Here is a 26953-nt window from a genome sequence, read left to right as displayed (position 1 = left end):
GCCTGCGCCCGCCGCACCACCCGGGCGCGCGACGACTCCACGTACCCCTCGACCTCGCCGACCACGACAGAGGAGGCATAGAACGTGCGCGCCCGCTTCGACTTCGTCACCACCCGCGCCAGACGCCCCGCGTAGTACCGGCCGCCCTCCAGCTGCAGACGCGGCAGCTCCAGCGTCAGCAGCGAGGCCCCCTCCGTCAGACGCACCCCGGAGGAGAACAGCAGGTCAGCGAAGGCCGCGTTGCGATCGGCCAGCTGTCCCGCCCACCCGGCGTCCGGCAGCCCGTCCGCGCCGTGCCCGCGCAGTCCCACATCCACCCAGCGGCGGAAAGCCCGCGGCGTCAGCCAGCGCACCTCGCTCGTGCGCGCATTCTTCGCCCGCGCTACCGGCACCAGCCGGGCCTCGCCGGTCCGACCGGTGACCGTACGCATGAGCACCGGGTTCGCCAGTACGTAGTCGCCCTGTACCGCCCACCCGTACAGCCGCGCGAGAGCGGCCAGTCCGCGGTTCCACCGCGCCCCGCCGACTCGGCACGGATTCCGCGGCGAGCGAGTCCGCCAGTCCTCGAAGTCCCACAGATCGTCCGCCGACGCCTCGCTCCACCACTTCCCGCGACCCCACAGGAAATCGAAGAACAGGCAGTAGTCGTCCGTGTAGTTGCGCTTCGTCTCCTGCGCGAGACGGGCGAACGACGACCGGCACAGATACCGGCTCAGTACCTCGTCGATCCGGTAGTCCGGAGAAAGAAGAATCGGATCCCCAGGATGAATCCCAACACGATCCTCACGTGTCGCCAGGTCCTCCCACCCAACCAGAACAGGCACCCGACCCCCGCCTCTCGGCGAGCTGTCGGCACCCAGAACGTACGCCAACCCAACACTCATCCACCCCTGCTCGATCCGCTTCAACACGCCAATCCAACAGGGAAGACGACGCCAGCGACCAGGACGCCACCGCCGACGCGGTCGCGATCCAGACCCTCATCCTGTCCATCCGGCTGCGCCGCGGCCACTACGCCATCGTCGACAACACGTCCGTGGAGGCCGTGCACCGCCACGATCTGATCGCCCTCGCCCGCGATTACGGCCGGCCGGCGATCGCCGTCCCGATCGTCGCCGAGCTGGACGTGTGCCTGGCCAGGAACGCCCTCCGACCCCCCGAATCGTGCGTGCACGAAGATACCGTCCGCTGGCAGCACCAACTGGCCACGGAGTCCCTGCCCCACCTGATGCGCGAGGGCTTCGCCGCCGTCTACCCCATCCACGCCCCCACCGTCCCGACCGACCTGGATCAGGAGCCCACATGACGACCACCACCCCGACCCCCGCACTGACTGAGATGCGCGCCGCGCTGCTCCGCCTCATCCACACCACCCCCCACCCGGAATACGCCCGGATCTGCACCGCGGCCGACACCGCCCTCGCCACGAGCGACCCCCAGGCGGCCGACCAAGCCGCCGCGGCCCTGCGCAGCCACTCCCCCGGCCTGACCAGCCACACCCAACGGGCCCGTACCTGCACCAGCCTTCGCAGCACTTCGCCCCGCCGACCGGTAGATCGACGGGGCGAAGCACCAGGGTCCGAATTGACCGACGGCATCGAAGTGTCCGGCGGGTCCCGCGGCGCCATCGGCGGCTACTTGAGGAGGTAGGCCTTGATGACGGTCTGCTTGAAGGAGTTGCCCGCGGCGTCCTTGACGTAGGTGCGCAGGCTGACCGATCCGCCCGAGAAGCGGCGCGGGCTGTCCACGGTCACGGTGCGCTGCATGCCGTCGCCCTTGACGGCGGCCGACTGCCACGTCCTGCCCTCGTCGTAGGAGACCTCGACGGTGAGGGTGCGGATCGGCGACTCGGCGGCGCCGACTGTGCGCTGGATCAGCACCGGGATGTCGAGGGCGTCTCCGGCCCTGGCACGGTTCCACTCGTCCAGCTCCGGCGACATGCGCACCGCGTACAGCGGCAGAGCCTGGCGTGTCGTCGTGGTCTGCGACCGGAAGCGCCACTCCGCCCGCACGTCGGAGGAGATGGAGGAGACGGGGTTGCGGTCGCGCTGCACCTCGAGGTTCAGCTGGTAGTCGGCGGGGGTGGCATCGGCCGGTACCGGGGCATAACCCCACCATTCCGAGACCAGTTCACCGTTGCGCCTCAGCTGCGCCGTGGGCCGGCTGGCGGTCGTCGTTCCCGCCACCAGGTCGAGATTCCCGTTGGCGGAGTCCTGGATGGAGTACTGGATTGTGTCTCCCTCACGGAAGGAGTTCATCCCCTCGGGAGCGAACCCCATGGCCTGTACGCCCTGATTCCAGCGCTCCTCGACCGTCGCTCCGGCCTTGTAGCCGTGCCGGGTGCTGATGTACATCTGCCCGTTCGGGCTGTCCGGAGCGAGGAAGTCGAACTGGTCGAAGGCGGTCTGCCAGAGCAGGCCGTCGGCCGCCGAGAAATAGTCGACCCGCTGGCTCGGAACCGGAACGCCCTTCATCATGTGCCAGCCGATACGCAGGTCGTCGACATCCGTGTAGACGAAACGGAAGGCGGGGGCTCCCGGCGCGGTGGCGGCGAAGGTGGTGTTCACCTTGGCCAGCTCCGACTTGCGGGGGTTGTAACCGGGATCGGCCGGGATGGCGCCGTGCACCGGCCGGGTGAGGTAGTAGACCGACGAGGGGTTCCCGTCCGCGCCGGCGGGGTCGCCCCAGACGGTGCTCACCAGGTAGGTGAACTTCGAGTTCTGGGCCTGCGCCGTCGGCGTCGCGTACACGCCCTCGATGTGGTCGGTGCCGATCGCGTTGCTCATGGTGACGGAGAGCAGCTCGTGGTGCAGGCTGATGGTGCCGATCTCGGCCGAGATGATGCGCGCAGCGCGGCTCGGCGCCGAGACGGTGACGGGCTTCGCCTTCCGGGCGTCGATGGCGACCTGCCGGTCGGCGGTCATCACGACCTTCGGCACGCCGACGATGATGCCCTCGGTGAAGGACGCGTCGAAGAAGAAGCCGCTCACCGAGTAGGTGTCCTTCGGCACCCGCACCACGGTGCTGTTCTTGCCGAGCGCTTCCACCTCGTAGGACTTGCCGTCGGCCGACTGGACGAGCAGGTAGGCGATGTCGGGGGCCGTGCCGGTGCGGCTCTTCAGGTCGATGCGCAGGTCGTAGGAGGGCTGCTCGAGGTCCATGCCGAACGGGACGCGCAGCGAGACCTGCCCGTCCGCGGTGGCCGCGCTCACCACGCCGCTGTACGCGGCGTAGAGCGTGGTGGCCTCCGGGGTCGCGGTGAGGGTGACGTCCGCCGTTCCGTGCGCGGGCACGGTGACCGTGTCGGCGCTGAGGCGGAAAAGGCCCTCGGGGGCGGGCACGTCCTTCTTCCCGCTGCTTGCGTTCTGCTTGAGCTGGAGGGTGACCGGCTCCGTGCCCGGGTTGCGGTAGGTGATCGTCTTGGTCACCGGCGGCCGTGCGCCGTCGGTCCAGCGGATCAGCCCGAAGTCCAGTCCGGCGGGATCGGCGGTGACCTCCTGGTCCACCGCCCGCGCGACGTCGACGCGCCCGGCGCCCTGGAAGTACGCGCCGTGCTCCTTGGCGCCGGTCGCCGACTGCATCAGCTGGCGCTTGACCTGCTCCGGCGTCCAGTCGGGGTGCTGCTGGAACAGGATCGCGGCGGTTCCGGCCACATGCGGCGTGGCCATGGAGGTGCCGCTCATCGCGATGTAGCCGTCGTCTTCGGTGGTGCCGCCCGCCCTGGCGGCGACGACGCCGACGCCGGGGGCGATGAGGTCCGGCTTGAGGCCGGAGTCGCCGGTCCGCGGACCGACCGAGCTGAAGACGGCGAGGTCGTCGTCGTCCTCGGCGGCGCCGACGGCCAGCGCCCCGCCGGCGGAGGCAGGCGAGGAGACCCTGCTGCCTGAGCCGTTGTTGCCGGCCGCGGCCACGACCAGGGTGCCGTAGTCACGGGTGACGGTGCCGACCATGGCCTCGAGGGCGTCGGTCTCCGGGGTGTCCGTATCGCCCAGGCTGAGGCTGATCACCTTGGCGCCGTGCTGGGCGGCCCAGGCCATTCCCTCGATGATGGCGGAGTTGTCGCAGTTGCCGTCCGCGGTGCAGACCTTGCCGAACAGGATCTGCGCGCCCGGTGCCACGCCCTTGTACCTGCCACCGGAGGCCGCGCCGGAACCGGCGACCGTCGAGGTCACATGCGTGCCGTGGCCGTTCAGGTCGTCGGTGTTCGGCTCGGTGGTGAAGTTCGACGAGTCCGCGACGAGACCCTTGAGGTCCGGGTGGTTCGGGTCGTAGCCGGTGTCGAGCACCGCCACCTTGACACCGGCGCCGGTGTAGCCCTTCTCCCAGGCGTGGGGGGCGCCGATGCGCGGCACCGTCCGGTCGAGCTGGACCTTGGAGTGACCGTCGAGCCAGATCCGGCGGACGCCCGCGCCGAAGGAAGTGGCACCCGCCTTGGCGGGAGCGATGCCCTGCCAGAACCCCGCGGCGTCCTCCCGCTGTTCGGCGAGGGTCGCGAAGGGGGTTCCGGAGATGGGGCGGACCTTGTCGGCCCCGGCGGCGGTGAGCCGGCTCCCGGCGGTGCCCGCGTCACCCGCGTACTGGACGATGAGCGGCAGGCTCGAGCGTTCGGCGTACTTCCCCTTGACCAGGGCCGATACGTTGAACAGCGCCCTGTCGAGGCGGTCCGCTGCGAGCAGCGGAAGCGCGTCGACGGGTATGACCGTCCAGTCCGAGCCGTCCTGCCGCTTGACGAACGTGAGCCGCTCGCGACCTTCGGCAGGCTCGACCGACACACTCTGCTTGCCCGAGCGGTCCGTCTCCAGCGTGACGCGGTCGCCGGTGATCAGGGTGACCTGGTGCCGGGAGACCAACGGCGTCCGGGTCGCCGTCGCTCCGCCCTGCGCGCCCGTGCCGCTCCGTTCGGTGTCTGCGGCGAGGTCCCGTGCCGCGGCGGGAGCGGCGGCCAGGCCGGCCAGCAGCGCCACGAGGGCCGTGGTGGCCGCGGCACGCCGCGACCCGGGACGCCGGCCCCCGAGGCGCCACCTGTCGTTCATGTATCTCATGAGGTGACAGCGTGATGTCGAAAAAGGCGCAGGTCAGCACTTTCCGGTGTCCACAGAGCGACAAGTCGCTATTGCGTCATGGACGAACCTCAATAAATGGTGACAAGGCACCGGAGTTCGCACCCGTCCAAGGGGCCGGAGCCTGCGTGACGACGGCCTGCACGACGCCGTTGGGGTTGTGCAGGCCGTCGTCGTGTTCAGGGGGTGGGTTCGTGTCGTTGCGTGGGGTGGAGCTGGCGGAGATCTCGGAGGAGACCGCGCGGACGACCTGGTCACCCACCGCCGCGGGCACCTGCTGATGGACTGGATCCGCCAGGCCGAACAAGACGCTCCTGCACCCGTCCGCGGTTTCGCCGGCTTCCTCCGTCAGGACCTCGACGCCGCCCTCCGGGCCCTCGCCGAAGTCCTCGGCGTGCCCGGACCCACCTCCACCGTGGCCCAGCCGGCCCCGGTACCCTCTGCAGCGCGGGAGGCGAGCTGATGGACGGTATTGCCTGGGCCCACCGGACGTGGAACGTCGTTGTGGGCTGTGAACCCTCTCCGAAGGCTGCGGCCGATGCTACGCGGCAGGGATAGCCCGCCGTTTCGCCGGCAACGAGGCCTTCCCGAATGGCTTCGCCGTGGCGCTGCGTCCCGGCTGGCTCGACAGGCCCCGAACCTGGCGCGGGCGCGGGCCACCGCGAAGGAACTCCTCGAGCACCCGGCTGTTCGCCGCGTAGGGGGAGCGCTTCCGGCGCTGCGTGGTTCCGGCCATCGCGTCGGATCGACCCGATGGCTTCGCAGCAGACAACCACCAACTGCCCGGCGGCGTGGTTGGATACAACACCCCAATCCTACGGGGGTGTTGGGGCCGTTGAGGCAAAGCAGAGGGCAGGCCGTTGACAGAGCATCAGATGCGGGTACCGGAAATGATCGGTCGCTATCGGGTTCAGCGGCGGCTGGGCGAGGGCGGCACGGGCGTTGTCTACCTGGCGATCTCACCGTCCGGTCGGCAGGTGGCCGTGAAGATGATCCGCCGGGCCCTGGCCGACGACGCCACCTTGCGTGCCCGCTTCCGCCAGGAGGTCAGCGCGGCCCGAAAGGTCAGCGGCGCATTCACCGCCCCCGTGGTGGACGCCGACATGGACGCCGACGATCCGTGGATGGCGGTTCTGTACGTCGACGGCACATCGCTCCGCGAGCGCATCACCACGTCGGGCCCGCTTCCGGCCGAGGAGGTCTGGGAACTGGCATGCGGCCTGGCGGAGGCTCTGCAGGACATTCATGCCGCAGGCCTGGTGCACCGCGACCTGAAGCCCTCAAACGTGATCATCACGAGTGACGGACCGCGGGTAATAGACTTCGGGATCTCACGGAGCACGGAGGAAAGCCGGGGTATCACCACCACGGGTGCCTTCCTGGGCACTCCACCGTTCATGGCTCCCGAACAGGTCCGCGATGCCAAGACCGTCGGCCCGCCGGCGGATGTCTTCGCCCTCGGTTCCCTCCTGGCCTACGCCGCCACGGGGCGCGGTCCCTTCGACACCCACTCGGCTCTGACGACCGCCTACAACATCGTCTACGAGGCGCCGGACCTGGCCGGCGTACCCCCTTTGCTTGAGCCTCTGATCAACGCGTGTCTGGCAAAAGATCCCGCTCAGCGCCCTGCCCCGGGCCAACTTCTGGACCATCTCGTCGCCGGTCGCAGCCTGCACAGCTCCCGCGGCCGCTTGAACGCTCGACTTCCCGGCCGGCGCACACTACTGCGGGCCGGTGTCCCGGGAGCCGTGTTCGCGTTGCTCGTCGCTGCGGCGTTCGTCTGGTTGCCGGACAGGGGCGTCAGCAATGCCGCTGCCAACTCTTGGTCCACCAGAGTCGTCGAGCCTACCGCCGCACTCCGCCCCAAAGGCTGGGCGCTCTTCGAGACCCGCCTCTTCGAGGGCGAAGACGCCCTGTACGCCCATCCATGGTGTACATCGGCAGCGGGCGCCTTGGTATGCGGGTCGGAATCCCTGTGGGCGGCCCGCATCGACCAACGGACGGGTGCCGTCCTCTGGAAGGTGGAGCATTCCGGGGCCGATCGCGATGCGCGCTTTATCGGGGTGGCGGGGGGCAACCTCATCCTGGTCGCCGGCGAGAAGGAAGTCCTGACCGCTCTCGACCCGATGACCGGCGGGACACGGTGGACGAAGACTCTCACCGGCCGTCATGAGGATCCCGTACTCATCGGCGACGTCGGCTATGTGACGATCGAGACGCCACGGACATCGCTGATCGCGCTGGACATGCGCACCGGCCACCAGATCGCGGAGCGGAAGAAAACAGGCCCGGTCATACGGACAGACGACCGGAACCTGTACATCAGCGATTACCGTGCGGGAAACCTGGCGATCACGTGTCTGGATCCCACCACACTCAAGCCGCTGTGGACTCGCCGCGACGTGGACAACCGTTCGTGGCTCATCCACGTCGCAGGCACGCGGTGGACGATGATCAGCAGTGGCTCCTCGAGCGATGGCGGGCGTGTCGCCGAGCTCATTCACTGGAACAGGGAAACCGGCACGGAGCAGCGAATCCCCCTGCAGGAACCAGTGGCTGGCGAGGCGCAATTCATCGGCGACGTGCTCTATGTGACCCGCCGCAACGGTGACCTGCACGCCATCGACACCAACACCGGTCGCACGCTGTGGTCGAGACCGACCGGGATCGATTCCCCGGGCCCACTGGTGGGCGAGGATGGCCGCATCTATGTTGTCGGCGCCGACGGGCGCCTCGCCAGCTTCGACGCGGGCAGCGGGCGCACCGTCTGGAGGTCGGCCCAGCGAAGCGATCCCGACGCGGCGATCGGCAGGATCTTCGCCACGCCGGTCCTCGGCGACGGGATCGTCTACGCGGCTTCTGCCCGGGGGACCGTGTTCGGGATTCGGCCCCCGGCCCGATGAACTGACGTCCACCGCTCGCCGTCCTCGGTGTCACCTCGCGACGCGCCGATCAGCCCGCCGCCTGGGAGGCGCGGCCCGCGGGGTCGTCCGCGACCCGCCCGTGAAGAGGCCGCTGCTCGGGCGGCCTGGATCGGCACCCAGGCCGGTCCAGGCGTAGCACACGCGCACTTCGGTGTCGCGATCGAGGGGTGCCGGCTGCGGGCGACGGACCTGGACTGGTCGTACGGCTCGGGCCCCGGAGCTTCGCGGCACGGCCCGAGGACCTGGCCCTGACGATGTGGGGGCGCAGGCTCCCCGCCGGGCGGCTGGAGGGGGGATCCGCTCTGAGCCGCCGGGCCCTGTCGGAGCACTGCAACCTGGCCCGCCGTCCGGGCTACGAGGACATGCACCACGGGTGCCGTCGCCTCGACGACTACACGATGCCCGGTTACCCATCGATCGTCGTCACCCCCCGCTGCGGATGCTCCTGCCACCGGGAAGGCGCGCGATGAGCGACAACAGCGAGCGCGTCTCCGGCACCTGTGCACGCTGCCAGACCCACACCGAGAACGGCCGCTCCTACATGGTCGAGTCCGGATCGGGCCCGGGCGGCATCTTTGTCCTGTGCGCCGACATCAAGGCCTGCGCAAAGCGGGAAGGGCCGACCCGGCCGCGCAGGTACTCCCTGTGGAGCGGCCGCCGGCCTCCGACGGCGAGCACTACGGGAGGCCGACGGCCGAGGCCCCCACCGAGCACTGGCGGTGGGGGCCTCCTTACGTCCGGCATGAGACAGCCCCCGGTCGGATCACTGCGGCGGGGGCTTCTCTCGCGCCTGGGGGTCGTCTGGGGGAGGTGAGCGAACCCTAGGGCACTGCACCCAGACTCGCCCCGGCCAAGCCCGGCCGCCAGCTGGGCGGCGCACACGGGTGACGGGCGACCCCGCCTCGAGGGCCATGTCCGCAAACCCAGGCGGGGCCGCACCACCCAGAATGGACGAGTGGGGTGAGCAGATCAGCCCCGCGGATGCCGCCGAGCTCGGCCGCTACCAGCACTTCGCGTCCTTCACCGTCGGCGGCAAGCGCGTCGGGCCGCTGCGGATCCGCGGACCGGAGCTCAACGACGTGTTCCGGGACCTGTACCGGCCCAGCAAGCCCGGCTCACTGCTCCGGGCCGCCCACGACAACACCGGCGCCAAGCCGCTGTCGGAACTCACCGCCGTGGCCTCCACGCACGAGATTTCCGTCCTGGACTTCCTCACCGGCCAGGCGACCGGCAGCGGCGCCGGCCAGCCGTCGACCACTGCCGCAACCAAGCCGCAGCAGCCGTCACAGTCCGCCGCTGATGTCACCGAAGAGGAGAAGCAGTACCGATGAACCTCACCGACGACACCGCCCAGGACATGCTCACCGACCCGGACCGTGAGGCAGGGACGCAGCCCGCCACCGACGACTCGGCAGCGCACCGAGCCCTGGCCCTTCTCGCCCAGCACCGCCTGGCCACCACCCCGCACCTGCAGCAACTGGTCGCCCCCGACGCCACCCGGCAGTTCACCAGCCGCGCCCTCAACATGCTCCGCGAGGCCGAACTGGTCTCCTACGCGATGGTCGACAGCCGGATGCAGGTCTGGTTCCTGACTGCTCAAGGCGCCCGGGCCGTCGCCGGGTGGCCCGAGCTGCGCGGGCAGCCCGCCTTCGCCCCGGGCAGCCCAGTGGAAGCCTCGCTGCCGGCTTCCCACACCCTCACCGTGCTGCGCACGCACCTGGCGTTCCTCACCGACGCCCGCACCCGCGGGGACGAGTACGGGCCACTGGACTGGGTGCCCGAGGTCGCACACCGGCTGCCGGACACCGGCGGTGAGGACCGCCTGATCGCCGACGCCGTCCTGCACTACACCGCCACGAGACCGCAGCGCCTGCAGTACCGGGCCTTCGTGGAAGTCGACCGCGCCACCATGAGCAGCGAGCGCCTCGCGAGGAAGCTGATCTCGTACGCGCGGTTCCACGAGTACGTACCGCAGCCTCCCGGGCGGCGGGGCACCGTCGCCGACCAGGACGCGATGCTGGCCTGGCAGCGGTTCTACCCGCGCTTCCCCGCGTGCTGTTCGTCCTGACCGGCGCGGGGCCGGATGCGCTGCAACGGCGGATCGGGGACCTGCGGGCCATGGTCGCGGGACACCCGCTGGTGACCCAGCTCGCCGGGCATGTCCAGCTGGGTGCGGCGGTGCTGGAGGACATCGAACAGTTCGGGGCGTCCGGCCCGGTCTGGACGCCGCTCGCGGGCGACCGTACCCGGCGCTCCTGGATGGATTTGTAGGCGCTGATGAAGAAGCTGCGTAGCCGGCCGCCGCGGTTCGTGGCTCTGGACAACAGGGCCGTCGACGATGTGCGGCTGAGCGTCTTGGGCGTCGGACTGCGCCATGGCGCTGCGCTGCCCGGACGGCGCGGACTTCACCGTCGCCTCGCTTGCGGGTAAGCGCAGGCCTGGACGTGAGGCGTTGACCAAGGCGATGCGGAACCTGGTGGCCGCGATAATCCTGCGCTATCCCCAAATCTCCCACGCAACGCTGACCTTGGACGAAATTCTTGTCGCAACCCGGAAGGCAGCCGCGTAACGTTGTTACTCCTCTGCCGCCGCTGGGCCACAGTTCCTGGCCAGGGCCTGTCGGATCTCGGCGTCCCGGCTCTCGGCGGACTGGTCGGATGTCGCCCAGGCGATGTAGGCGTCGGGTCTGACCAGGACCGTCTTGCCGGTCGGACCGGCTGAGGTGGCGAACTCCACCTCGCCGCCCCACTCGTCGGCGATCGAGGAAGGCAGCGGCGCGTCCGCCGGCGTGACCAGCACGAACCGGCGCGCACGGAGGGCTTCGTAGAGGCGTCTCCCGCCCATCAAGGGGATGTCCGGAGCTCTCTTGCCGGTGAGCGGGTGGGTGCCGACCGCGGCAGGATAGGCGATGTCGATCCCGGACATGGCCCGTGCCAGGCGCTTGGCGATCGGAGGGAAGTGAAGGACCGTGCGGGCGGCGAAGTCCCGAAGACCGCATAGAGCCTGAGGTGTGGTCAATACTCCGCGCAGAAGCGCGCCGCTCCTGCGGATCACCCTGCGCCCCACCGGGTGCCTCTCGGCCTGGTACGTGTCAAGCAGAGCGTCCGGCGCTCGGCCGCGAAGGACCGCGGCGAGTTTCCAGCCGAGGTTGGCCGAATCCTGAATACTGGTGTTCATGCCCATGCCACCCGCCGGCGAGTGCACATGGGCGGCGTCCCCGACGAGGAAGACTCTGCCGTCCCGGTAGCGCGGACACTGCCGCTCGTCGCTGTGGAAGCGGGAGATCCAGCGCGGGTCGTGCATGCCGAAGTCCCGCCCGAGCGCCCGGCGGGCGATCGCCTTGATCTCCTCGAGATCGACCGCCGCAGTGTCGGGCATCTGGTGGCGGCGGCTCCACGCCATGATCCGGAACCATCCATCACCGAAGGGGACAACAATGGCGAACGCATCCCCCACCGCCCCCACCGTGGGAGGCTTCCGCGGAGGTTCGGCGAGCCGCACGTCGGCGAGCATCATCGACCGCACCGCCGCGCGGCCGGGAAACGGCAGGCCGAGGGATCGGCGCACCGTGCTGTTGCGTCCGTCGGCGCCCACGACATAAGCCGCGCGCAGAGTGTGATCGGCACCGTCGGCGTTCCGCACCTGCACTTCGACACCATCGGCATCCTGCCGGACACCTGTAACTTCGCACCCTTCCCGGAGTTCGACTCCATGGCTGCGGGCGCGTGCGCGGAGCACCCGCTCGGTGTTGTACTGGGGCGTCACGAGCACATGAGGAAAGCGAGTCGGCAACCGCGACAGATCGATCTGCAGGAACTGGAGAACAGGACTTCGCAGACCCGTCGAGATCAGATCATCCGCGACCGCGCGGGCATCCAGCTGCTCCAGCGTCCGCGCGTTGACAGAGAACGCGCGTGTGAGCTCCGAGTCCCGCACGCGCCGCTCGACGACGGTACAGCTGACACCGGACTCCGCCAGGTCGCCTGCCAGCAGGAGCCCCGCCGGCCCCGCACCCACGACCAATACCTCAGTGTCGAAATCCATGCGATTTCCTCCCCGTGGGCCAGCCACCCGTCGCGGGCAGCACACAGTCCCGGGCAACCGGAAACTCTCGCCGGCCGACCGGGGCGCCAAAAGACCTGATGCACATGACCCAGCGCCCCGCCACGCCGGACTTCAGGCTGCGCGACACACCGCGCACAAACATGGCCCGGGCCCCGCGGGCGGGGCACAGGCCGAGCTGTCGCGGCGTAGTCACGTCTTCGACTCAACTGCGGGCGAACTCGAGGAGGTCCCGGTTGAAGGTCTCGGCGAACTTCGGGACCATTGCCAGGCCGTGAGGGGCGCCCGGATACACCTTGTAGATCGCGTCCTTGACGAGCTTGGAGGACTTGTCACCAGCCGCCACGATGGGCACGATCTGATCGTCGTCGCCGTGCACAATCAGCGTGGGCACGTCGACCTTCTTGAGGTCCTCGGTGGTGTCCGTCTCTGAGAATGCCTTGATGCAGTCGTAGGCGCCCTTGATGCCTACTGTCATGCTCCAGAGCCAGAACTCGTCGCGGATTCCTTGCGTGACCGTTGATCCGTCGCGATTTGCGCCGTAGAAGGCGGCACTCAGATCCTTGTAGAACTGTGAGCGGTCTGTTTCCACACCTTCACGGATCTCATCGAAGACCTCGATGGGCAGGCCCTCCGGGTTGGCCTCGGTCTTGAGCATCAGCGGGGGGATCGCGCCGAGCAGGACCAGTTTGGCGACCCGGTCAGTGCCGTGCCTTCCGATGTACCGGGTGACCTCACCGCCGCCGGTGGAGTGGCCGACCAGGATGACATCGTGAAGGTCCTCAGCCTCGATGACAGCGGCCAGGTCGTCGGCGTACGTGTCGAGATTGTTGCCGCCCCAGGCCTGGCCGGATCGTCCCCCGCCCCGCCGGTCGTGAGCGATCGCGCGGAAGCCGTTGTCAGCCATGAGCTTCATCTGGGGGTCCCACGCGTCCGCAGTCAGCGGCCAGCCATGGGAGAAGACAACCGGCTGGCCGGACCCCCAGTCCTTGTAGAAAATCTGCGTGCCGTCCTTGGCTGTGGCGAAGGGCATGTCGGAGTTCCTCTCGAGATGGTCCAGAACTCGTCAGATCGGCGCCGTGACAACACAGGCACCTCGTCGGACTCTACCCGAGTGGCCGCGCGATCGCGCGTCGAAATGTATTGGCCCAGCGTGGCGGCGCGTAAACGGGATTTCTGGGTTTGAACTCGCAGGATAACGCCCAGTCGAATCCGATTCTTACGGTGAGGGACTTCGTCCTCCAGCCACCGAAGAACGCACATCGGTGAAACGAGGGGTCTCCTGTCCCGCCCCGTTATCTTCTTCGCGGTCCTGCAATGGGGCCGCCGGCCTTTGGGCCCGGCATGACTGTTGCCCCCTGTCGACTGGACGTTCACGCCGTGGCGGCGGTGCTTGGCGGAGTAGTCCGCCCGGCCGGCGTCGAGGCGGTCGCATGCGGAAAGGGTGCCGTCGAGCAGGACGAAGTCCGGGTCGGCTTCACGGAGGACTTTGAGCAGGCCAGGTGCCCGCACCGCGAGCAGGTCGACCACGGTGTGGGTGTAGGCGTGGGCGGTGCCCACCGAGATGCCGAAGCCGGCGGCGATCTGCGCGAGGGTGTCGTGCTTGCGCAGGAACACCAAGGCGACCAGCGCGCGCTGGTGCGGTGGGAGCTTGCAGCGGCGGTCACCCTCACGGGTGACGATGAGCATGGTGACCCACTCAACCAGCACGTGCGACAGGTCGAGTGCGGCTGGATGGGAAACCAACGAGGCTCCTGTGCCAGCGGGTTGAGACTTCGAACACCTCCTCCAACGGCACAGGAGCCTTGTGCGTTGCGGGTCCCGCCGCCGTGAGGTAAATGGCTTGTCACACACCCTGACGCGGCGGCACTTCTGTCTCCGGCTGCGGAGGGTGCGTGACAGGCCCGGCAGCTCATTGGATCAGGTCGGTGTGCGGATGCTCGGGAGAGATGGGGCAGACGTAGATCTGCATGTTGTCGGTGCTGCCGACTTCGACCTTGGTCGGCCCCGAGGGGCTCTGGCCACAGCAATGCCCGGCGGTGTTGGCGGCGGCCTGGTCCTCTTGAGGCGTCCAGCTGTGTCCCTCGCCGCCGTCCCATTCGCGGGAGGCGATGGTCAGCAGCGGGACCATCCGGGCGTCGCACACAGCGCAGTATCGGGGGTTGGGATCGGTGCGGCCCCACGGAGGCCAGCCGCCGACCTTCCAGCCGGGCGCATCAGCCAGATGCTCGTCATAGAAGTCCCGCGGATACTCCGCGTAGGAGCTGTCCACGCTGGCGCCGGCCGCCTGCCACCTGCCCCAGTCCTCCACCATCAGCCGCATCTGCGGGCTCAGATCGAGGCTGTCGGGGTAATCGGCGATCTCTTCCGGTGCCAGCACGCACGGCTCCGGCACATAGCCCTCATAGTTCACCTCGTACGGCTCAGGCGGTGTGGCGAGGATGTCGACAACCTCGGCGGCGGACCGCCAGAACAGTGCGGTCAACGGCTTGTGATCCGGATCGTGGTCGTAGGGGCACCACAGCACCTGGAGCAGATCGGCCTGTCCCGGCGGCCGCAGCAGGGGAATGTCGCGCAGATACAGCTGGGCCACGGGCAGCATGGGGACCGGGCAGTCCGCAGGCGGCGGGCCGGCGTCGAGTCGCTCCGCGAGTCTCGCGGCGTTACGTTCCTTGACCGCTGCCTCCTCGGGCGTTGTCCCAGGACCACCGTGATCGCCGTGCCACCGGACCCGCATGCGCCTCAAGAGCCGCACGTCGTCCGGTGACTCGCGGAACCCGCTGTCCACGTGCAGGTGCGAGGTTTCGCAGTGTGGCCACGGCTCCGCAGCCGGCCACAGCAACGGCCCCCCGACCGAGCTCTCCCCGGTCGAAGGCGACCCGGGACGAGGGTGCAGCCGAATCGCAGGACGTGCCAACGGCGCCAGCTCGGGAAAGACCGCGGTCACGTCCACGGGCCGCGGCGGAGTAGTACGTACGAAAACCATGCCGGTGATCCTGCCACCAGCCACTGACAACCCCTGGTTGCCTCAATCAGCCTCAGTGGCATCGGTGTTCATCTGGTCAAGTCCAACGCATGCAGCCTCGGCCACAACGACAGCAAGCCTGCCTATGTGACAACTAGCGTGCTTCGGCTCAGCCATCACTCGATCAGTGGCCACTCTGAAAAAGCTCACTGTTCGTCGCATTGCGGATCCGCTCCTGCCCGGAAGCCGTCCTCGCAGCCCGTTCGCCGCCGGAGGAAGCCGGGACGACAACCGAGGTACAGCAGGTGACCGATGCACAACGCTCGACAGTGGGGCAAGCTGGAAGGGCCAGAACATCCGCCAAACGCATATTGCCACCCAAGAATCGTGACGCCAGTCGTCATTATCACAAAAGGAGCGCCAGATGGAAATCAATAGGTCTGACACGGCGGTTGTGTTCATTGACCCACAGAATGACGTGCTGAGCGAGCACGGGGCCAATTGGGCTGTGGTGGGTGCAAGCGTCACGGAGAACCGGACCGTCGAGAACATGGAGAGAATATTCGAGACGGCGAAGACGGGCGGATACGAGGTCTTCATCTCGCCTCATTACTTCTACCCGACCGACAGCGGATGGCGAATGAACGGGCCACTCGAGACGAGCGAGCTCGAGACCCACACCTTCGCACGGGCGGGGCAGCTCGATCTGACGGGGTTCCGAAACTCCGGGGCGGACTGGCTGGACCGTTTCAAGCCCTACATCGAGGACGGCAGAACGGTGGTCGCCAGCCCGCACAAGGTGTTCGGGCCGGAAAGCAACGACTTGGTCCTGCAACTTCGTAAGCGGGGAATTCAAAGGATCGTTCTTGGCGGGATGCTGGCGAACATGTGCGTCGAGTCCCATATGCGTCACCTCATCGAGGAGGGATTCGAGGTCACCGTGGTCAGGGATGCGACAGCAGGCCCCCGACACCCGGTCTGGGGCGACGGCTATCAGGCGGCGATCATCAACTACCGCTTCTTCGCCCATGCGTTGCTGCCGACTGACGAAGTACTCGAAAGAATGCGGTAGGGATCCCCCCTCGTCACCACCCTGCTTCCTCCCGCCGGCCCCAGCGGGGCACGTGTCGAATCAGCGGGCAACAGGATACTCCGGAAGAAATGTGCCTCGAATGATACCCTTCACCGTACGTGCGGCAAGTGCTGCATAGCCCAGAGTGGAGAGTGCGAGAAGAACGTATGTGATCGGCTTTGAGTAATCAACGTCCTCCGCCTTCAGCCACAAGATCACATCCGTGACAGCGGCGACGTAGGTAAAGGCGAACGCCCAGAAGGGCGGCCCGAAAAGGGCCGTCCGATACGAGGGAATCATCGAAAGCTGCACGAGCGCCATCAGCAATGCGTAGCCAGCCAGCCCACTCGCCATGAAGTCCGCTTTCCCTCCATTCATCGCGAACCAGACGTTACCGGCTACGACGGGCGGCGCGAGTTCAATTGCAATAACGGGCAGCAGCCGGTTCGGCAGTGCGGGCTGCGTGAACAATCTGAGGAGGAGAATCGAGCCGAGGACGACCCAGCAGATGAATCCGAACCCGAACATGAGCTCTGAAATCCTGACCCAGCCGAATGCCGCTGCCCCACCCGCCGCCAACAGACCGCCGGCAACGGTGGGCAGGAAATATCCTGGATGCCAGTCCACGAGTCTCATTTCGACGCGAATCCACGTCCCCGTCAGCCATCCTCCCAGAATAACGGTGGCGACAAATGCAATGAGATAAATGCACTTACCGGCTGTGTCCGCATACGGTTTCAGTGCGACACCAAAGAGCATGGGAACAATCGGCACCAGCGAAATAAATGGTCCGGTAACCGGGTGTGTGAATTCTTTCGCCAGATGGCCCCGAGAGCGGATGTTCACCACGTAGGCGACCATTGTCAGGAGCCACAAGAGGCCGGCGCACAACCACAGCACGATTCCCGGCCATTCAGGTGTGCGGGCCACGCTGTGCGCCACTGTCCACGCCTGGGCCAGTCCTGCCACTCCAAAACTGATGCCGAAGAGATTGGGAGCCACTAGATACTTGCGGCCGGTCAAAGACATACTCCGTTTCATGAGTGCCCTGAGAGGGTTATTTCCGTGACGTCTCAGCGATCATCGCTTCCGCAGGTGCCCGACGCGAGTCGACACTCCTGAGCGAGCGCCCCCGAGTCACCTCCGGACGAGCCTTGGCACAGAGTCCGCACAGCTCGCCCCCGTCCGTCCATCACGATCCGGCGCACCGCCGGAGCCAGCTCCGCGTGGGCACCGTCAACGACGTATTCTCCGAAGCCGGACCTCACCCCTTCGGGGGCAAAAATTGTCATCGCCCCGGAGAAGAACATCGCTGTTCCAGCAAGTTCTCGAAGCGCAGATGCTGCAGCACGGTCTCGAATACATCGGATCGGCGCCCTGATGGTCGAACCGCGTGCACGGAATCGACCTGGCACGCGGCCGCATGGAGCACAGACTTCACGTCTGGACCTTCACGGCCGCGATGGCAGCCTTTAGCGGACTCTCCACAGTACGACGTCATGTCGGATGCAGCTCTCAGCGTCGAAGAATTCCTTTCCGAAACCGAGCTGCGGGCATACCCGACTCGCCCGTCCGCATACGGCACCAGACAACGCCATACCTACTGCGATAGGGCAAGCACGGGTGGTACCGAAATCAGCAGTCGGAGGAGAACTGGCCTTCCGGAGTCCGCGGGCCGAGGATCGCTACATTTTGTATAAATCTCCTCTGGCGACGCGGGTCCTACGGTGAGACCCGCTGACGGAATCGCGTCAGCGCACCCCGAACGTTAGGGCCGTGACCGGACATGACTTCCCCCCGCTCCTTCTGGCTCGCCGGCCGCCGGGCCGACGGCGAGACCACGCTGGCTGTGACCTCGCCCTGGACCGGCGAAGTGGTCGGCCAGGTCAGCGTGCCGACCGATGATCAGGTCGAGATGGCGGTGGCCGCCGCATACGCCGCTCGCGAGGAGTTCGCGGCCACCCCTGCCCACCAGCGTGCCGCCGCCCTCGACCACGTGAGCAGGCGACTCGTGGAGCGCACCGAGGAGATCGCACAGCTCATCTCCGCGGAGAACGGCAAACCGATCAAGTGGGCCCGCGGCGAGGTGCGCCGCTCGGTGTCCGTATTCCGGTTCGCCGCCGAGGAAGCCCGCCGCTTCAACAGCGGTGAGGCTCAGCGACTGGACACGGACGCAGCGGGCCAGGGCCGCCTCGCGCTCACCCGCCGCTTCCCCAAGGGGGTCGTGCTGGGTATCACGCCCTTCAACTTCCCGCTCAACCAGTGCGCCCACAAGGTCGCCCCCGCCATCGCGGCCGGCGCCCCGATCATCCTGAAGCCGGCGCCGAACACCCCTCTCTCCGCCCTGTTCCTCGGGGACCTGCTCGCCGAGACCGACCTGCCGGAAGGCGCGTGGAGCATCCTGCCGGTCGCCAACGACCGGATGTCTGCGCTGGTACAGGACGAACGCTTGCCCGTCATCTCGTTCACCGGTTCTGAGAGGGTCGGCTACGCGATCATGGACTCGGTACCCAGGAAGCACTGCACGCTGGAACTCGGCGGGAACGGTGCCGCCGTCGTGCTGGGCGACTTCGCCGGCGACGAAGACCTCGACCGGGCCGCCGACCGGATCGCCATGTTCTCCAACTACCAGGGCGGACAGTCCTGCATCTCCGTGCAGCGCGTCATTGCCGACGCCGCGGTGTACGACCGCCTGCTCCCCCGCATCGTCGCGGCAGTCGAAGCACAGGTCACCGGGGACCCCTCTGACGACAGGACCGATGTGGGCCCGCTCGTCAGCGAGGACGCCGCGTGCCGCGTCGAATCGTGGGTCGACGAAGCCGTTGTCGCCGGTGCCACGCTCCACACGGGTGGCAAGCGCGACGGCGCCTCGTACGCGCCCACCGTTCTCGCGGATGTTCCAGCCGACACCACACTGGCCTGCGAGGAAGTCTTCGGACCTGTTCTCACCGTGCTCAAGGTCTCCGGCGAGGCCGAGGCCTTCGCGGCAGTCAACGAGTCCAAGTACGGCTTGCAGACCGGAGTGTTCACGCACGACCTGCAGGCGGCGTTCCGAGCTCACCGGGCTCTGGAGGTCGGCGGTGTCGTCATCGGTGACGTTCCCTCCTACCGGGCCGACCAGATGCCCTACGGCGGCGTCAAGCAGTCCGGTGTCGGCCGCGAAGGAGTGAAGTTCGCCATGGACGACTACACCTACGAACGCGTACTCGTCCTCACCGACCTTGCCCTGTAGCAACCCACCGATTCGGATTCAGGGATTGATCCGTGTGGCTTGCCTCGCGCGAGTCAGGGCAAGCCACACGTCGGTAGGGACCCAGTGGAGGTCTAGTGCTGTGACCGCATAGGTTCGCCGGGTCGACGGTCGGGGCGGTTGGATGGGCGGCGACGTCTTTTCCAACTGCCGGGAGGTGTGGTGGCCGAGCCTGTGCGGGTGCGCAGACTGACGGACCAGGAAGGGCAGAAGCTGCAGCAGATCGTGCGCCGGGGCAGTACCAACTCGGTGCGCTATCGCCGGGCGATGATGCTGTTGGCGTCCGCCGGCGGGAACCGCGTTCCGGTGATTGCCCAGCTGGTCCAGGCCGACGAGGACACGGTGCGGGAGGTGATCCACCGGTTCAACGAGATCGGCCTGGCCTGCTTGGACCCTCAGTGGGCGGGAGGCCGTCCCCGCCTGCTCACCCCTGACGACGAGGACTTCGTCATCCAGACGGCCACCACCCGCCCGACCACACTCGGCCAGCCCTTCACCCGCTGGTCCATCCGCAGACTCGCCGCCTACCTACGCCGCGTGCACGACCGCGTCATAGGGATCGGCCGCGAAGCTTTACGGTGCCTTCTCCTGCGCCGCGGCATCACCTTTCAGCGCACCAAAACCTGGAAGGAATCACCCGACCCCGACCGTGAGGCCAAGCTCGACCGGATCGAGCAGGTCATCGATCGTTTCCCGGACCGGGTCTTCGCCTTCGACGAGTTCGGGCCCCTGGGCATCCGGCCCACCGCCGGCTCGTGCTGGGCCGAGCAGGGCAAGCCCGACCGGCTGCCGGCGACCTACCGCCGCACCCACGGCGTCACCTACTTCCACGGCTGCTACTCCGTCGGCGACGACACCCTCTGGGGCGTGAATCGTCACCGAAAAGGCACCGCGAACACCCTGGCCGCGCTGAAGTCGATCCGCGCCGCCCGCCCGGACGGCGCCCCGATCTACATCATCTTGGACAACCTGTCCGCCCACACCGGCGCGAAGATCTGCCGCTGGGCGAAGAATCACAAGGTCGAGCTGTGCTTCACCCCGACCTACGCCTCCTGGGCCAACCCCATCGAGGCCCACTTCGGACCCTTGCGGCAGTTCACCCTGGCCAACTCCCACCACCGCAACCACACCGTCCAGACCCGGGCCCTGCACGCCTACCTGCGCTGGCGCAACACCAACGCCCGCCACCCCGACGTCCTCGCCGCCCAACGCCGAGAACGCGCCCGTATCCGCAGCGAGAAAGGCATCCGCTGGGGCGGACGCGCACGAACAACCGCAGCCTGACGACCCCGGCGAACCTATGCGGTCACAGCACTAGCGCGAACAGTCATGAAGCAGCTTCCGCCGAGTTGTGAAACGCCCTGCGTGCGTCCATCACGCCCTGGTCGGCGAAGGTCTGTCGTCGCTCGGCCGCCTCGAGAAGTCTGCGCCCTCCGTCAGCAGGATGCGGATCCTGCTGCGCGAACTCCTCTTCCCTGGAGCCGCGTTCGACGAGGCGGGATGGGGCATGGTCACCAAGCAGTTGACCGTCCAGATGACGCGGCTCCCCCGCCCGGCCGCTGAAGGCCGTCGGCCTGGAGTTCACCTCCACGGCCGAGTCCGCCGCAGAAGCGCGCGGCGTCCCCCAGGAGCTCTGCCGCACTGCCGACCGCACTCCGGTCCGCTCAGAGCGCGCAGCGGCACGGGGGTGCGTCTTCCTCGCACCCAACCGAACATCGCCCGCACGGACCGAACGTACAGTCACAGCTCCGCTACACGACGGCCGTCGGAGATGTGTCCGCATCCAACATCTACCGCTTGACTTCCTCCCCCTCCTGAAGGAGGGGGATTCCTACGGCTCGCGCCGTGAGGTTTCCTGCTTCATCGCCGACTGCCCGCCCGGAGAACTCCGTTGGGGTCTTACACCGGCTCCACAGGCCGACACCGCCAGTCCGGCGGCCAGGACGTTGCGCGCCGCATTCACGTCGCGGTCGTGCACGGTGCCGCAGTCGCACGTCCACGTGCGGACGTTCAGCGGCATCTTCTCTTGCAGGGTGCCGCAGGCCGAGCACAGTCTGCTGGAGGGGAACCAGCGGTCGACCGCGATCACCTCGCGGCCGTACCAGGCCGCCTTGTACTCCAGCATGCTGCGGAATTCCGACCATGCGGCGTCGGAGATCGCCCGGGACAAGCTGCGGTTCTTGAGCATGTTCCGGACCGTCAGGTCCTCGATCACGACCACTTGGTTTTCGCGGACGAGTCGGGTGGTGAGCTTGTGCAGGTGGTCCCGGCGGCGGTCGGCGATCCGGGCGTGGACGCGGGCGACCTTGCGGCGGGCCTTGGCCCGGTTCGCGCCGTCGCCCCGTGCTGTGCGGGACAGCTCCCGCTGCGCCCTGGCCAGCCGGGCACGGTCCTTGCGTTCGTGCCTCGGGTTGGCGATCTTCTCCCCGGTAGACAGGGTCAGCAAGTGGTCCAGGCCCGCATCGACACCGACCGCCCGGCCGCCTGCGGGCAGCGGCTTCACGGTGGGGTCCTCGACGAGCATCGAGACGAACCAGCGCCCGGCCGCGTCCTGGGACACGGTCACCGTCGACGGGGTGGAGTATTCCGGCAGGGGCCGCGACCACACGATGTCCAGTGGCTCGGCCATCTTCGCCAGGGTCAGCCTGCCGTCGCGGAACCGGAACGCGCTGGTGGTGTACTCGGCGGACGTGCGGGACTTCTTCCGCGACTTGAACCGGGGGTACTTCGCCCGCTTGCCGAAGAAGTTCGTGAACGCCGTCTGAAGGTGTCTGAGCGCCTGCTGAAGCGGGACCGAGGAGACGTCGTTGAGGAACGCCAGTTCCTCGGTTTTCTTCCACGCCGTCAGCATCGCCGAGGTGGCGTTGTAGTTGATCCGCTCGGACCGCAGCGTCCACGCCTCGGTGCGGGCCTGGAGCGCCAGGTTGTAGACCTTGCGCACGCACCCGAACGTGCGCGACAGCTCCGCTGCCTGCGCATCGGTCGGATAGAAGCGGTACTTGAACGCCCGCCTCACACAAGTGGCCACAGCTCACAAGATACTGCATTGGCTTGTGACTACCTGACGTGACGTCGGGAGTGGACACCGAACCGCCCCGGGGGCAGTTCGGCTTTCCCTGCCCTGCTCCGCAGGAGTCCGATTCCTCCCCCGCCTGAAGGCGGGGGTCTCCTCGGAGGTTCCCGATGAAACGAACCCTCACCGCCGCAGCCGCCATTGTGCTGACTACCGCGACAGCTTGTGACAGCAGCCCAGGTCAGGCGCGACCAAATACGCGTCCCGGGTCTTCGCCAGCCGAAGCCTGGAGGTTGAACGGCGTTCACCAGGCCATGCTCGGCATCGCCCGGCTACACAACCTGGCCCTGACTCGGTAACTCACGCCTCATACGGGACAACCTATAGATGACCGCCTTGGCCTTCCGCAGTCCGGCTTTGGCCACGACCTTCTCGACGTCCGAGACGAAGGCCGACGCCGTCAGCGCGATGAGTCGTCCACGGACTCGGCCTTATCGAAGGTGGTCAGGGGGTGTTCGGTGGCAGTCCCGCCGTCCTGCCGAATAGCAAGGCCCCTCCTGCCCTTCTCGCAACCCTGACGACGTGGTCCGATGGGTTCGTCAGTTCGCGGGGCGTGGCAGCACGGCGAGTGCGGTGCGGGCGATGTCCGTCAGCATCTCCTCGTCGGCTCCGGCCTTGCCCAGTGCTTCGATGCCGCGCAGAACGGCGAGCACCAGCGCGGCCAGCCGTCCGGGGTCCGCGTTCGCGTCGAGGTCGCCGTTGCGCTGACAGGCGGCGATGTCGTCCTTCAGCAGTGCGTGGAGCGCTTCGATGGCAGTGTGCGCACGGTCGGCCACGGTCTTGTCGTGTTCGGCCAGCTCGGCGGTGCCCTTGGCCAGCAGGCATCCGCGCTGGGCGGTGTCCGCGGCGGTGGCCGCGGCCACCGCGTGAACGTGGGCGGACAGCCGCGTGTACGCGTTCTCGTCGTCGTCGCCGCGCAGCTGCTGGGCCGTGGCGTCGACGACCGAGTTGCAGTAGTCGTCGAACACGCGGTGGAAGAGGTCCTGCTTGCCGCCGAACGCGCCGTACAGGCTGCCTTTGCCGAGGCCGGTCGCGGCGGCGATGTCGTCCATGCTCGTGCCCGCGTACCCACCCGCCCAGAACCGCTCCCGCACGGTCGCCAGTACCTGCTGCTCGTCGAACTTCCGAGGTCGTGCCATGACGCTGAGCATACGCTTTCTTGACCGCATCGTCCACAACGGTTAATGTTGTGGACGAAGCAGTCAAAAACTATCGAGGAGTGGCGCGTCATGACGGAAGTACTCGCAGGCAAGGTGGCCGTGGTCACCGGGGCGAACAGCGGCATCGGACTGGCCACGGCGCGGCGCTTCGCCGCCGAGGGCGCCCACGTGATCATCACCGGCCGGCGTCAGGACGCGCTGGACGCGGCCGCTGCCGAGATCGGCACGAATGTCACCGCCGTCCGCGGAGATATAGCCAGCCCGGCCGACCTCGACCGGCTCTTCTCGGTCATCGCCGAGCAGGGCCGCCGCATCGATGTGCTCTTCGCCAACGCCGGGGGCGGGGAATTCGCAACCCTGGAGCAGGTGACGGAGCAGCACTTCGACGACACGTTCAACATCAACGTCCGCGGGACGCTGTTCACCGTTCAGAAGGCACTGCCGCTCCTCAACGACGGCGCCTCGGTGATCCTGACGGGTTCCACCGCCGCCACCACCGGCGGAGAGGCGTTCGGCGTCTATGCCGCCTCCAAGGCCGCCGTCCGGTCCTTCTCGCGTACTTGGGCCAACGAGCTGCGCGGCCGTGGTATTCGTGTCAACACCCTGGTGCCCGGACCGATCAAGACCCCGGGACTCACCGGCCTGGCGCCCAACGAGGAAGAGGCCAAGTCGCTCCACGCCTTCTTCGCGCAGCAGGTTCCCCTCGGCCGCATGGGCGAGCCCGCCGAAGCAGCCGCGGCTGCTCTGTTCCTCGCGTCCGACCAGAGCAGCTTCGTCACCGGCACCGAGCTGTACGTCGACGGTGGGCTGAACCAGATCTGAATGTCCCCCGTTCCGCAGCGGGGGGCGAGAGAGCCCTCCGCTTGCGGGAAGACGGGATTCGCCTGCCGCGTGACCCTGCCGTACCGGGCGGACACCGCCCGGACGACGCAGCAGGTCACCGGCGCGACTGTGGTGCGCGTCACCCGCCCGGTGATCCACCGGCCCGAGCGCGCGCCTCGTTTCCATGGTCACGCCGCTGTGACCCCTGCCGCTCACGTCCCACCGTCGCGGCACAGCCGCCGCGCAACACCGCGGCATGGGCCACGCACGGCCCCTGATCCGTCCAGGAGACAAGAAGCATGAGTGACCACTCCACCACGGCACCGGTCGTGGGCCGGCGGGAACCGCTGGAAGCGGCAGGCCACGCCGCACCCTCGCCGCAGGGCAACTGGCCGGCCGTCGCCTCGGTCGCCTTGATGTCCTTCGTGCTGGTGCTCTCGGAGTTCCTGCCGATCGGGCTCCTGCCCGTGATCGGATCCAGCCTCCACGTCTCCGTCGGCACCGTGGGCCTGGTCGTCGTCGTACCCGGCCTGACGGCAGCCGTCACAGCGCCTCTGCTCACCATCGCCTCGGGAAAGCTCGACCGGCGCAAGGTCCTGATCGCGCTGGCGGTGTCCTTCACGGCCTCCAACGTCGTGGCAGCACTGGCCCCCAACATGCCGGTGATGGCGGTGGCCAGAATCCTCCTCGGCGTCGCCGTCGGCGGATTCTGGGCGATGGGTGCCGGCGTCGCCGCCCGACTGGTGCCCGCCGAAGCGGTCAACCGCGCCAGTTCGCTGATCACCGCCGGCATCTCCGCCGGCACCGTGGTCAGCCTGCCGCTCGGCGCACTCGTGGGACACCTCGCCGGATGGCGAACCGCGTTCTTCATCGCCGCGGGCGCCGCTCTGCTCGCCCTTGTGGCTCTGGCACTGCGACTCCCCTCGCTGCCGCCCACCGGCGTGATACGCATGGCCACGCTCACGGCGTCCCTGCGCATTCCCGCCGCCCGCATCGCCCTGCTGGCCACCGCGCTGATGTTCCTCGGGCACTTCGCCGCCTACACCTACATCACCCCCTACCTGGAAGACCGGGCGCATTTCGGCTCGTCCGCGGTGACGCTGGTGCTCCTCGGATACGGCGTGGCAGGACTGGCCGGAAACTTCGCCGCCGGCGCGATCATCGGCCGCAGCCTGCGCGCGGTCTACGTCACCGCGGCCGTCCTGCTCGCCGCCACGGTCGTCCTGCTCAACACCCTCACGGGCGCCGCACCCGCCGTCGTCGTGCTCGTCCTCCTGTGGGGTGCGGCCTTCGGCGCGGTGCCCCTGGCACTGCAGACGTGGATCCTGCGCGCGACCCCCGACGCTCCCGAGAGCGGCCTGGCGCTCCTGGTCAGCGTGCTGCAGATCTCACTCGCCGCGGGATCACTCGTCGGCGGCATGGTCGTCGACGGCTACGGCGCTCCGGCGGCCTTCGCCTTCGGCGGCGCCCTCGCCCTGCTCAGCGCGGCCACTCAGATCTTCACGCGCCTGTCCCGCGACTGATCCCCGTCGAGGACGGCCTCGGACCGGCACACGGCTGTCCTGCCGCCGACGTGGGACGCCCGGCCGGGAAGCGGGCGCCGTGAGCGCGAGCGGAGAGCCACCCTGCTGGTTCCGCTCGACACAGGCCGCCGACGATCCCCCGCCGATTTCGCCCAGGCCCCTGCCGAGGCCGGTGTCGACCAGCCGAGTACGAGTATTCCGAGCGCGAGGCCCCTGCACTCGAGACGGTGCGGGGGCAACTTGCGGACTTGCTGGACGCCAGCCGTTCCGTCGTCCTCAAGCACGGCCTCCGGCTTCGCTCCGATCCCGACGTGCGAGGAGGGCCCTCCCGGGCTCCGGGAGGGTACTCCTCGCTCGTGTGTCTGGTGGCCTCCGAGAAGGAACTCTTGCGCCGCCTCGCTGCCCGCAACCTGCGTCGGCCTCAGTTCCGAGCAGAGGCGCCAAGTGCTCGGCCATCACGAGCAAGGTCCGGTCCGAAGATCCAGTACCAGATCCGCCGGAGCAACGGCACCTGGGCCACCATCACCACCGCCACGCTCGGCACCCGTGGAACCGCCACCGGCAAGGTGACCTTCACTCACACCGGCACCTACACCCTGCGCGTCTACCGCCCGGCGACGACGGCACTGCCCGCCTCGTACTCGCCGGCCTGGACGGTCCGCGTCAGCTGACACCGTCTCGGGGACACAACGAATAGGAGAGAGCCAGGTCAGGAACCTGACCTGGCCCTCCTCTCATCAGCACCCCACAACGGGCAGATCAAGTCCAACTCCGGTTCTGGAAGGAAAATGGCGCTCGTGTCTGCCACCATCGGCAGCAAGAAGCCACATTCGGCTTGTGTCGAGATGGTCCGACTTGGGTTCACGGCGCGTCAGGTGTGCGACCGACGCCTGCTCGGAAGTCGCCGTGCCCGGGGGGTGCGCAGCCAGGCCCCGAGCACGACGCACACGGCGGCCGTGCCGTACGTCCACGTCTGAAGAGAGACGCCGGGCAGCAACCCACCCCCGAGGTAGAGGACGGTGCCGGCGAGGGTGACGGACAG

General features: G+C 68.1%; 20 protein-coding genes and 2 pseudogenes. 13 read left to right on the top strand and 9 right to left on the bottom strand.

All coding sequences use genetic code 11. From position 1 onward, the window contains the following. The first annotated feature begins 787 nt into the window (after positions 1-787). Together ACWDAS_RS38360 and ACWDAS_RS38355 are read left to right on the top strand one after the other, a co-directional pair. Positions 788-1306: an AAA family ATPase gene (locus ACWDAS_RS38360; RefSeq protein WP_450400241.1), complete on the top strand. Its 519-nt coding sequence runs from the start codon at positions 788-790 to the stop codon at positions 1304-1306. Further along, positions 1303-1650: a hypothetical protein gene (locus ACWDAS_RS38355; protein WP_450400239.1), complete on the top strand. Its 348-nt coding sequence runs from the start codon at positions 1303-1305 to the stop codon at positions 1648-1650. Before ACWDAS_RS38360 ends, ACWDAS_RS38355 begins: the two co-directional genes overlap by 4 nt. Here the strand turns inward: ACWDAS_RS38355 and ACWDAS_RS38350 are convergent. Beyond that, positions 1635-5033, bottom strand: coding sequence for a S8 family serine peptidase (locus ACWDAS_RS38350; protein ID WP_450400238.1), 3399 nt, complete (start codon positions 5031-5033; stop codon positions 1635-1637). The genes ACWDAS_RS38355 and ACWDAS_RS38350 overlap by 16 nt on opposite strands. Positions 5034-5920: 887 nt before the next feature. Here ACWDAS_RS38350 and ACWDAS_RS38345 point away from each other — a divergent pair. The 5 genes from ACWDAS_RS38345 (at position 5921) to ACWDAS_RS38325 (ending at position 10255) form a co-directional block, all read left to right on the top strand. Then, positions 5921-7963, top strand: coding sequence for a protein kinase domain-containing protein (locus ACWDAS_RS38345; protein ID WP_450400236.1), 2043 nt, complete (start codon positions 5921-5923; stop codon positions 7961-7963). Positions 7964-8151: 188 nt separating this feature from the next. Next, entirely contained in the window at positions 8152-8454 is a 303-nt protein-coding gene (locus ACWDAS_RS38340) for a hypothetical protein (protein WP_450400234.1), read from the top strand. 477 nt (positions 8455-8931) lie between these two features. Next, the gene (locus tag ACWDAS_RS38335; protein WP_450400233.1) at positions 8932-9315 is read left to right on the top strand and encodes a hypothetical protein; all 384 of its coding nucleotides are present in this window, start codon (positions 8932-8934) and stop codon (positions 9313-9315) included. Further along, positions 9312-10052, top strand: a complete 741-nt coding sequence (locus tag ACWDAS_RS38330) for a replication-relaxation family protein (RefSeq protein ID WP_450400231.1) — start codon at positions 9312-9314, stop codon at positions 10050-10052. The genes ACWDAS_RS38335 and ACWDAS_RS38330 overlap by 4 nt, the downstream gene beginning before the upstream one ends. Then, positions 10037-10255, top strand: coding sequence for a hypothetical protein (locus tag ACWDAS_RS38325; RefSeq protein WP_450400230.1), 219 nt, complete (start codon positions 10037-10039; stop codon positions 10253-10255). Before ACWDAS_RS38330 ends, ACWDAS_RS38325 begins: the two co-directional genes overlap by 16 nt. A 303-nt stretch (positions 10256-10558) precedes the next feature. Here the strand turns inward: ACWDAS_RS38325 and ACWDAS_RS38320 are convergent, their stop codons facing one another. The 4 genes and pseudogenes from ACWDAS_RS38320 to ACWDAS_RS38305 form a co-directional block, all read right to left on the bottom strand. Further along, positions 10559-12028, bottom strand: a complete 1470-nt coding sequence (locus tag ACWDAS_RS38320; protein WP_450400228.1) for an FAD-dependent oxidoreductase — start codon at positions 12026-12028, stop codon at positions 10559-10561. A 223-nt stretch (positions 12029-12251) separates the two neighbouring features. Continuing rightward, the gene (locus ACWDAS_RS38315; protein ID WP_450400226.1) at positions 12252-13079 is read right to left on the bottom strand and encodes an alpha/beta fold hydrolase; all 828 of its coding nucleotides are present in this window, start codon (positions 13077-13079) and stop codon (positions 12252-12254) included. 332 nt (positions 13080-13411) lie between these two features. Further along, positions 13412-13792: pseudogene (locus ACWDAS_RS38310) on the bottom strand (helix-turn-helix domain-containing protein); the annotation flags it as partial. A gap of 166 nt (positions 13793-13958) precedes the next feature. Further along, the gene (locus tag ACWDAS_RS38305; protein WP_450400225.1) at positions 13959-15032 is read right to left on the bottom strand and encodes a hypothetical protein; all 1074 of its coding nucleotides are present in this window, start codon (positions 15030-15032) and stop codon (positions 13959-13961) included. Positions 15033-15435: 403 nt separating this feature from the next. Between ACWDAS_RS38305 and ACWDAS_RS38300 the strand changes: the two genes are divergently transcribed. Further along, positions 15436-16083, top strand: coding sequence for a cysteine hydrolase (locus tag ACWDAS_RS38300; RefSeq protein ID WP_450400223.1), 648 nt, complete (start codon positions 15436-15438; stop codon positions 16081-16083). A 60-nt stretch (positions 16084-16143) separates the two neighbouring features. Here the strand turns inward: ACWDAS_RS38300 and ACWDAS_RS38295 are convergent, their stop codons facing one another. After that, entirely contained in the window at positions 16144-17106 is a 963-nt protein-coding gene (locus ACWDAS_RS38295; protein WP_450400221.1) for an SLAC1 family transporter, read from the bottom strand. A 763-nt stretch (positions 17107-17869) separates the two neighbouring features. On the opposite strand from ACWDAS_RS38295, the gene ACWDAS_RS38290 reads away from it, so the two are divergent. Both ACWDAS_RS38290 and ACWDAS_RS38285 read left to right on the top strand, forming a co-directional pair. Continuing rightward, the gene (locus ACWDAS_RS38290) at positions 17870-19315 is read left to right on the top strand and encodes an aldehyde dehydrogenase family protein (RefSeq protein ID WP_450400220.1); all 1446 of its coding nucleotides are present in this window, start codon (positions 17870-17872) and stop codon (positions 19313-19315) included. A 180-nt stretch (positions 19316-19495) separates the two neighbouring features. Further along, positions 19496-20617, top strand: a complete 1122-nt coding sequence (locus ACWDAS_RS38285) for an IS630 family transposase (protein WP_450400218.1) — start codon at positions 19496-19498, stop codon at positions 20615-20617. A 43-nt stretch (positions 20618-20660) separates the two neighbouring features. Here the strand turns inward: ACWDAS_RS38285 and ACWDAS_RS38280 are convergent, their stop codons facing one another. Then, entirely contained in the window at positions 20661-20924 is a 264-nt protein-coding gene (locus ACWDAS_RS38280; RefSeq protein WP_450400217.1) for a hypothetical protein, read from the bottom strand. A gap of 240 nt (positions 20925-21164) precedes the next feature. Then, positions 21165-22361 (bottom strand): RNA-guided endonuclease InsQ/TnpB family protein, encoded by a 1197-nt coding sequence (locus tag ACWDAS_RS38275; RefSeq protein ID WP_450400215.1) that lies wholly within the window; start codon positions 22359-22361, stop codon positions 21165-21167. 227 nt (positions 22362-22588) lie between these two features. Between ACWDAS_RS38275 and ACWDAS_RS38270 the strand changes: the two are divergent. After that, positions 22589-22705, top strand: a pseudogene (locus ACWDAS_RS38270) (IS5/IS1182 family transposase); the annotation flags it as partial. A 240-nt stretch (positions 22706-22945) separates the two neighbouring features. Here ACWDAS_RS38270 and ACWDAS_RS38265 read toward each other — a convergent pair. After that, complete coding sequence (locus tag ACWDAS_RS38265; protein ID WP_450400213.1) at positions 22946-23545, bottom strand: TetR/AcrR family transcriptional regulator; 600 nt, start codon at positions 23543-23545, stop codon at positions 22946-22948. 90 nt (positions 23546-23635) lie between these two features. Between ACWDAS_RS38265 and ACWDAS_RS38260 the strand changes: the two genes are divergently transcribed. Together ACWDAS_RS38260 and ACWDAS_RS38255 are read left to right on the top strand one after the other, a co-directional pair. Further along, entirely contained in the window at positions 23636-24388 is a 753-nt protein-coding gene (locus tag ACWDAS_RS38260) for an SDR family oxidoreductase (protein WP_450400211.1), read from the top strand. A gap of 299 nt (positions 24389-24687) precedes the next feature. Then, complete coding sequence (locus ACWDAS_RS38255) at positions 24688-25911, top strand: MFS transporter (protein ID WP_450400210.1); 1224 nt, start codon at positions 24688-24690, stop codon at positions 25909-25911. Positions 25912-26953: the final 1042 nt, after the last annotated feature.

Source organism: Streptomyces sp. NPDC001070, assembly GCF_053598835.1.
The sequence above is the reverse complement of the archived record's forward strand: the minus strand, read 5'-3'. Positions and strand labels throughout refer to the sequence as shown.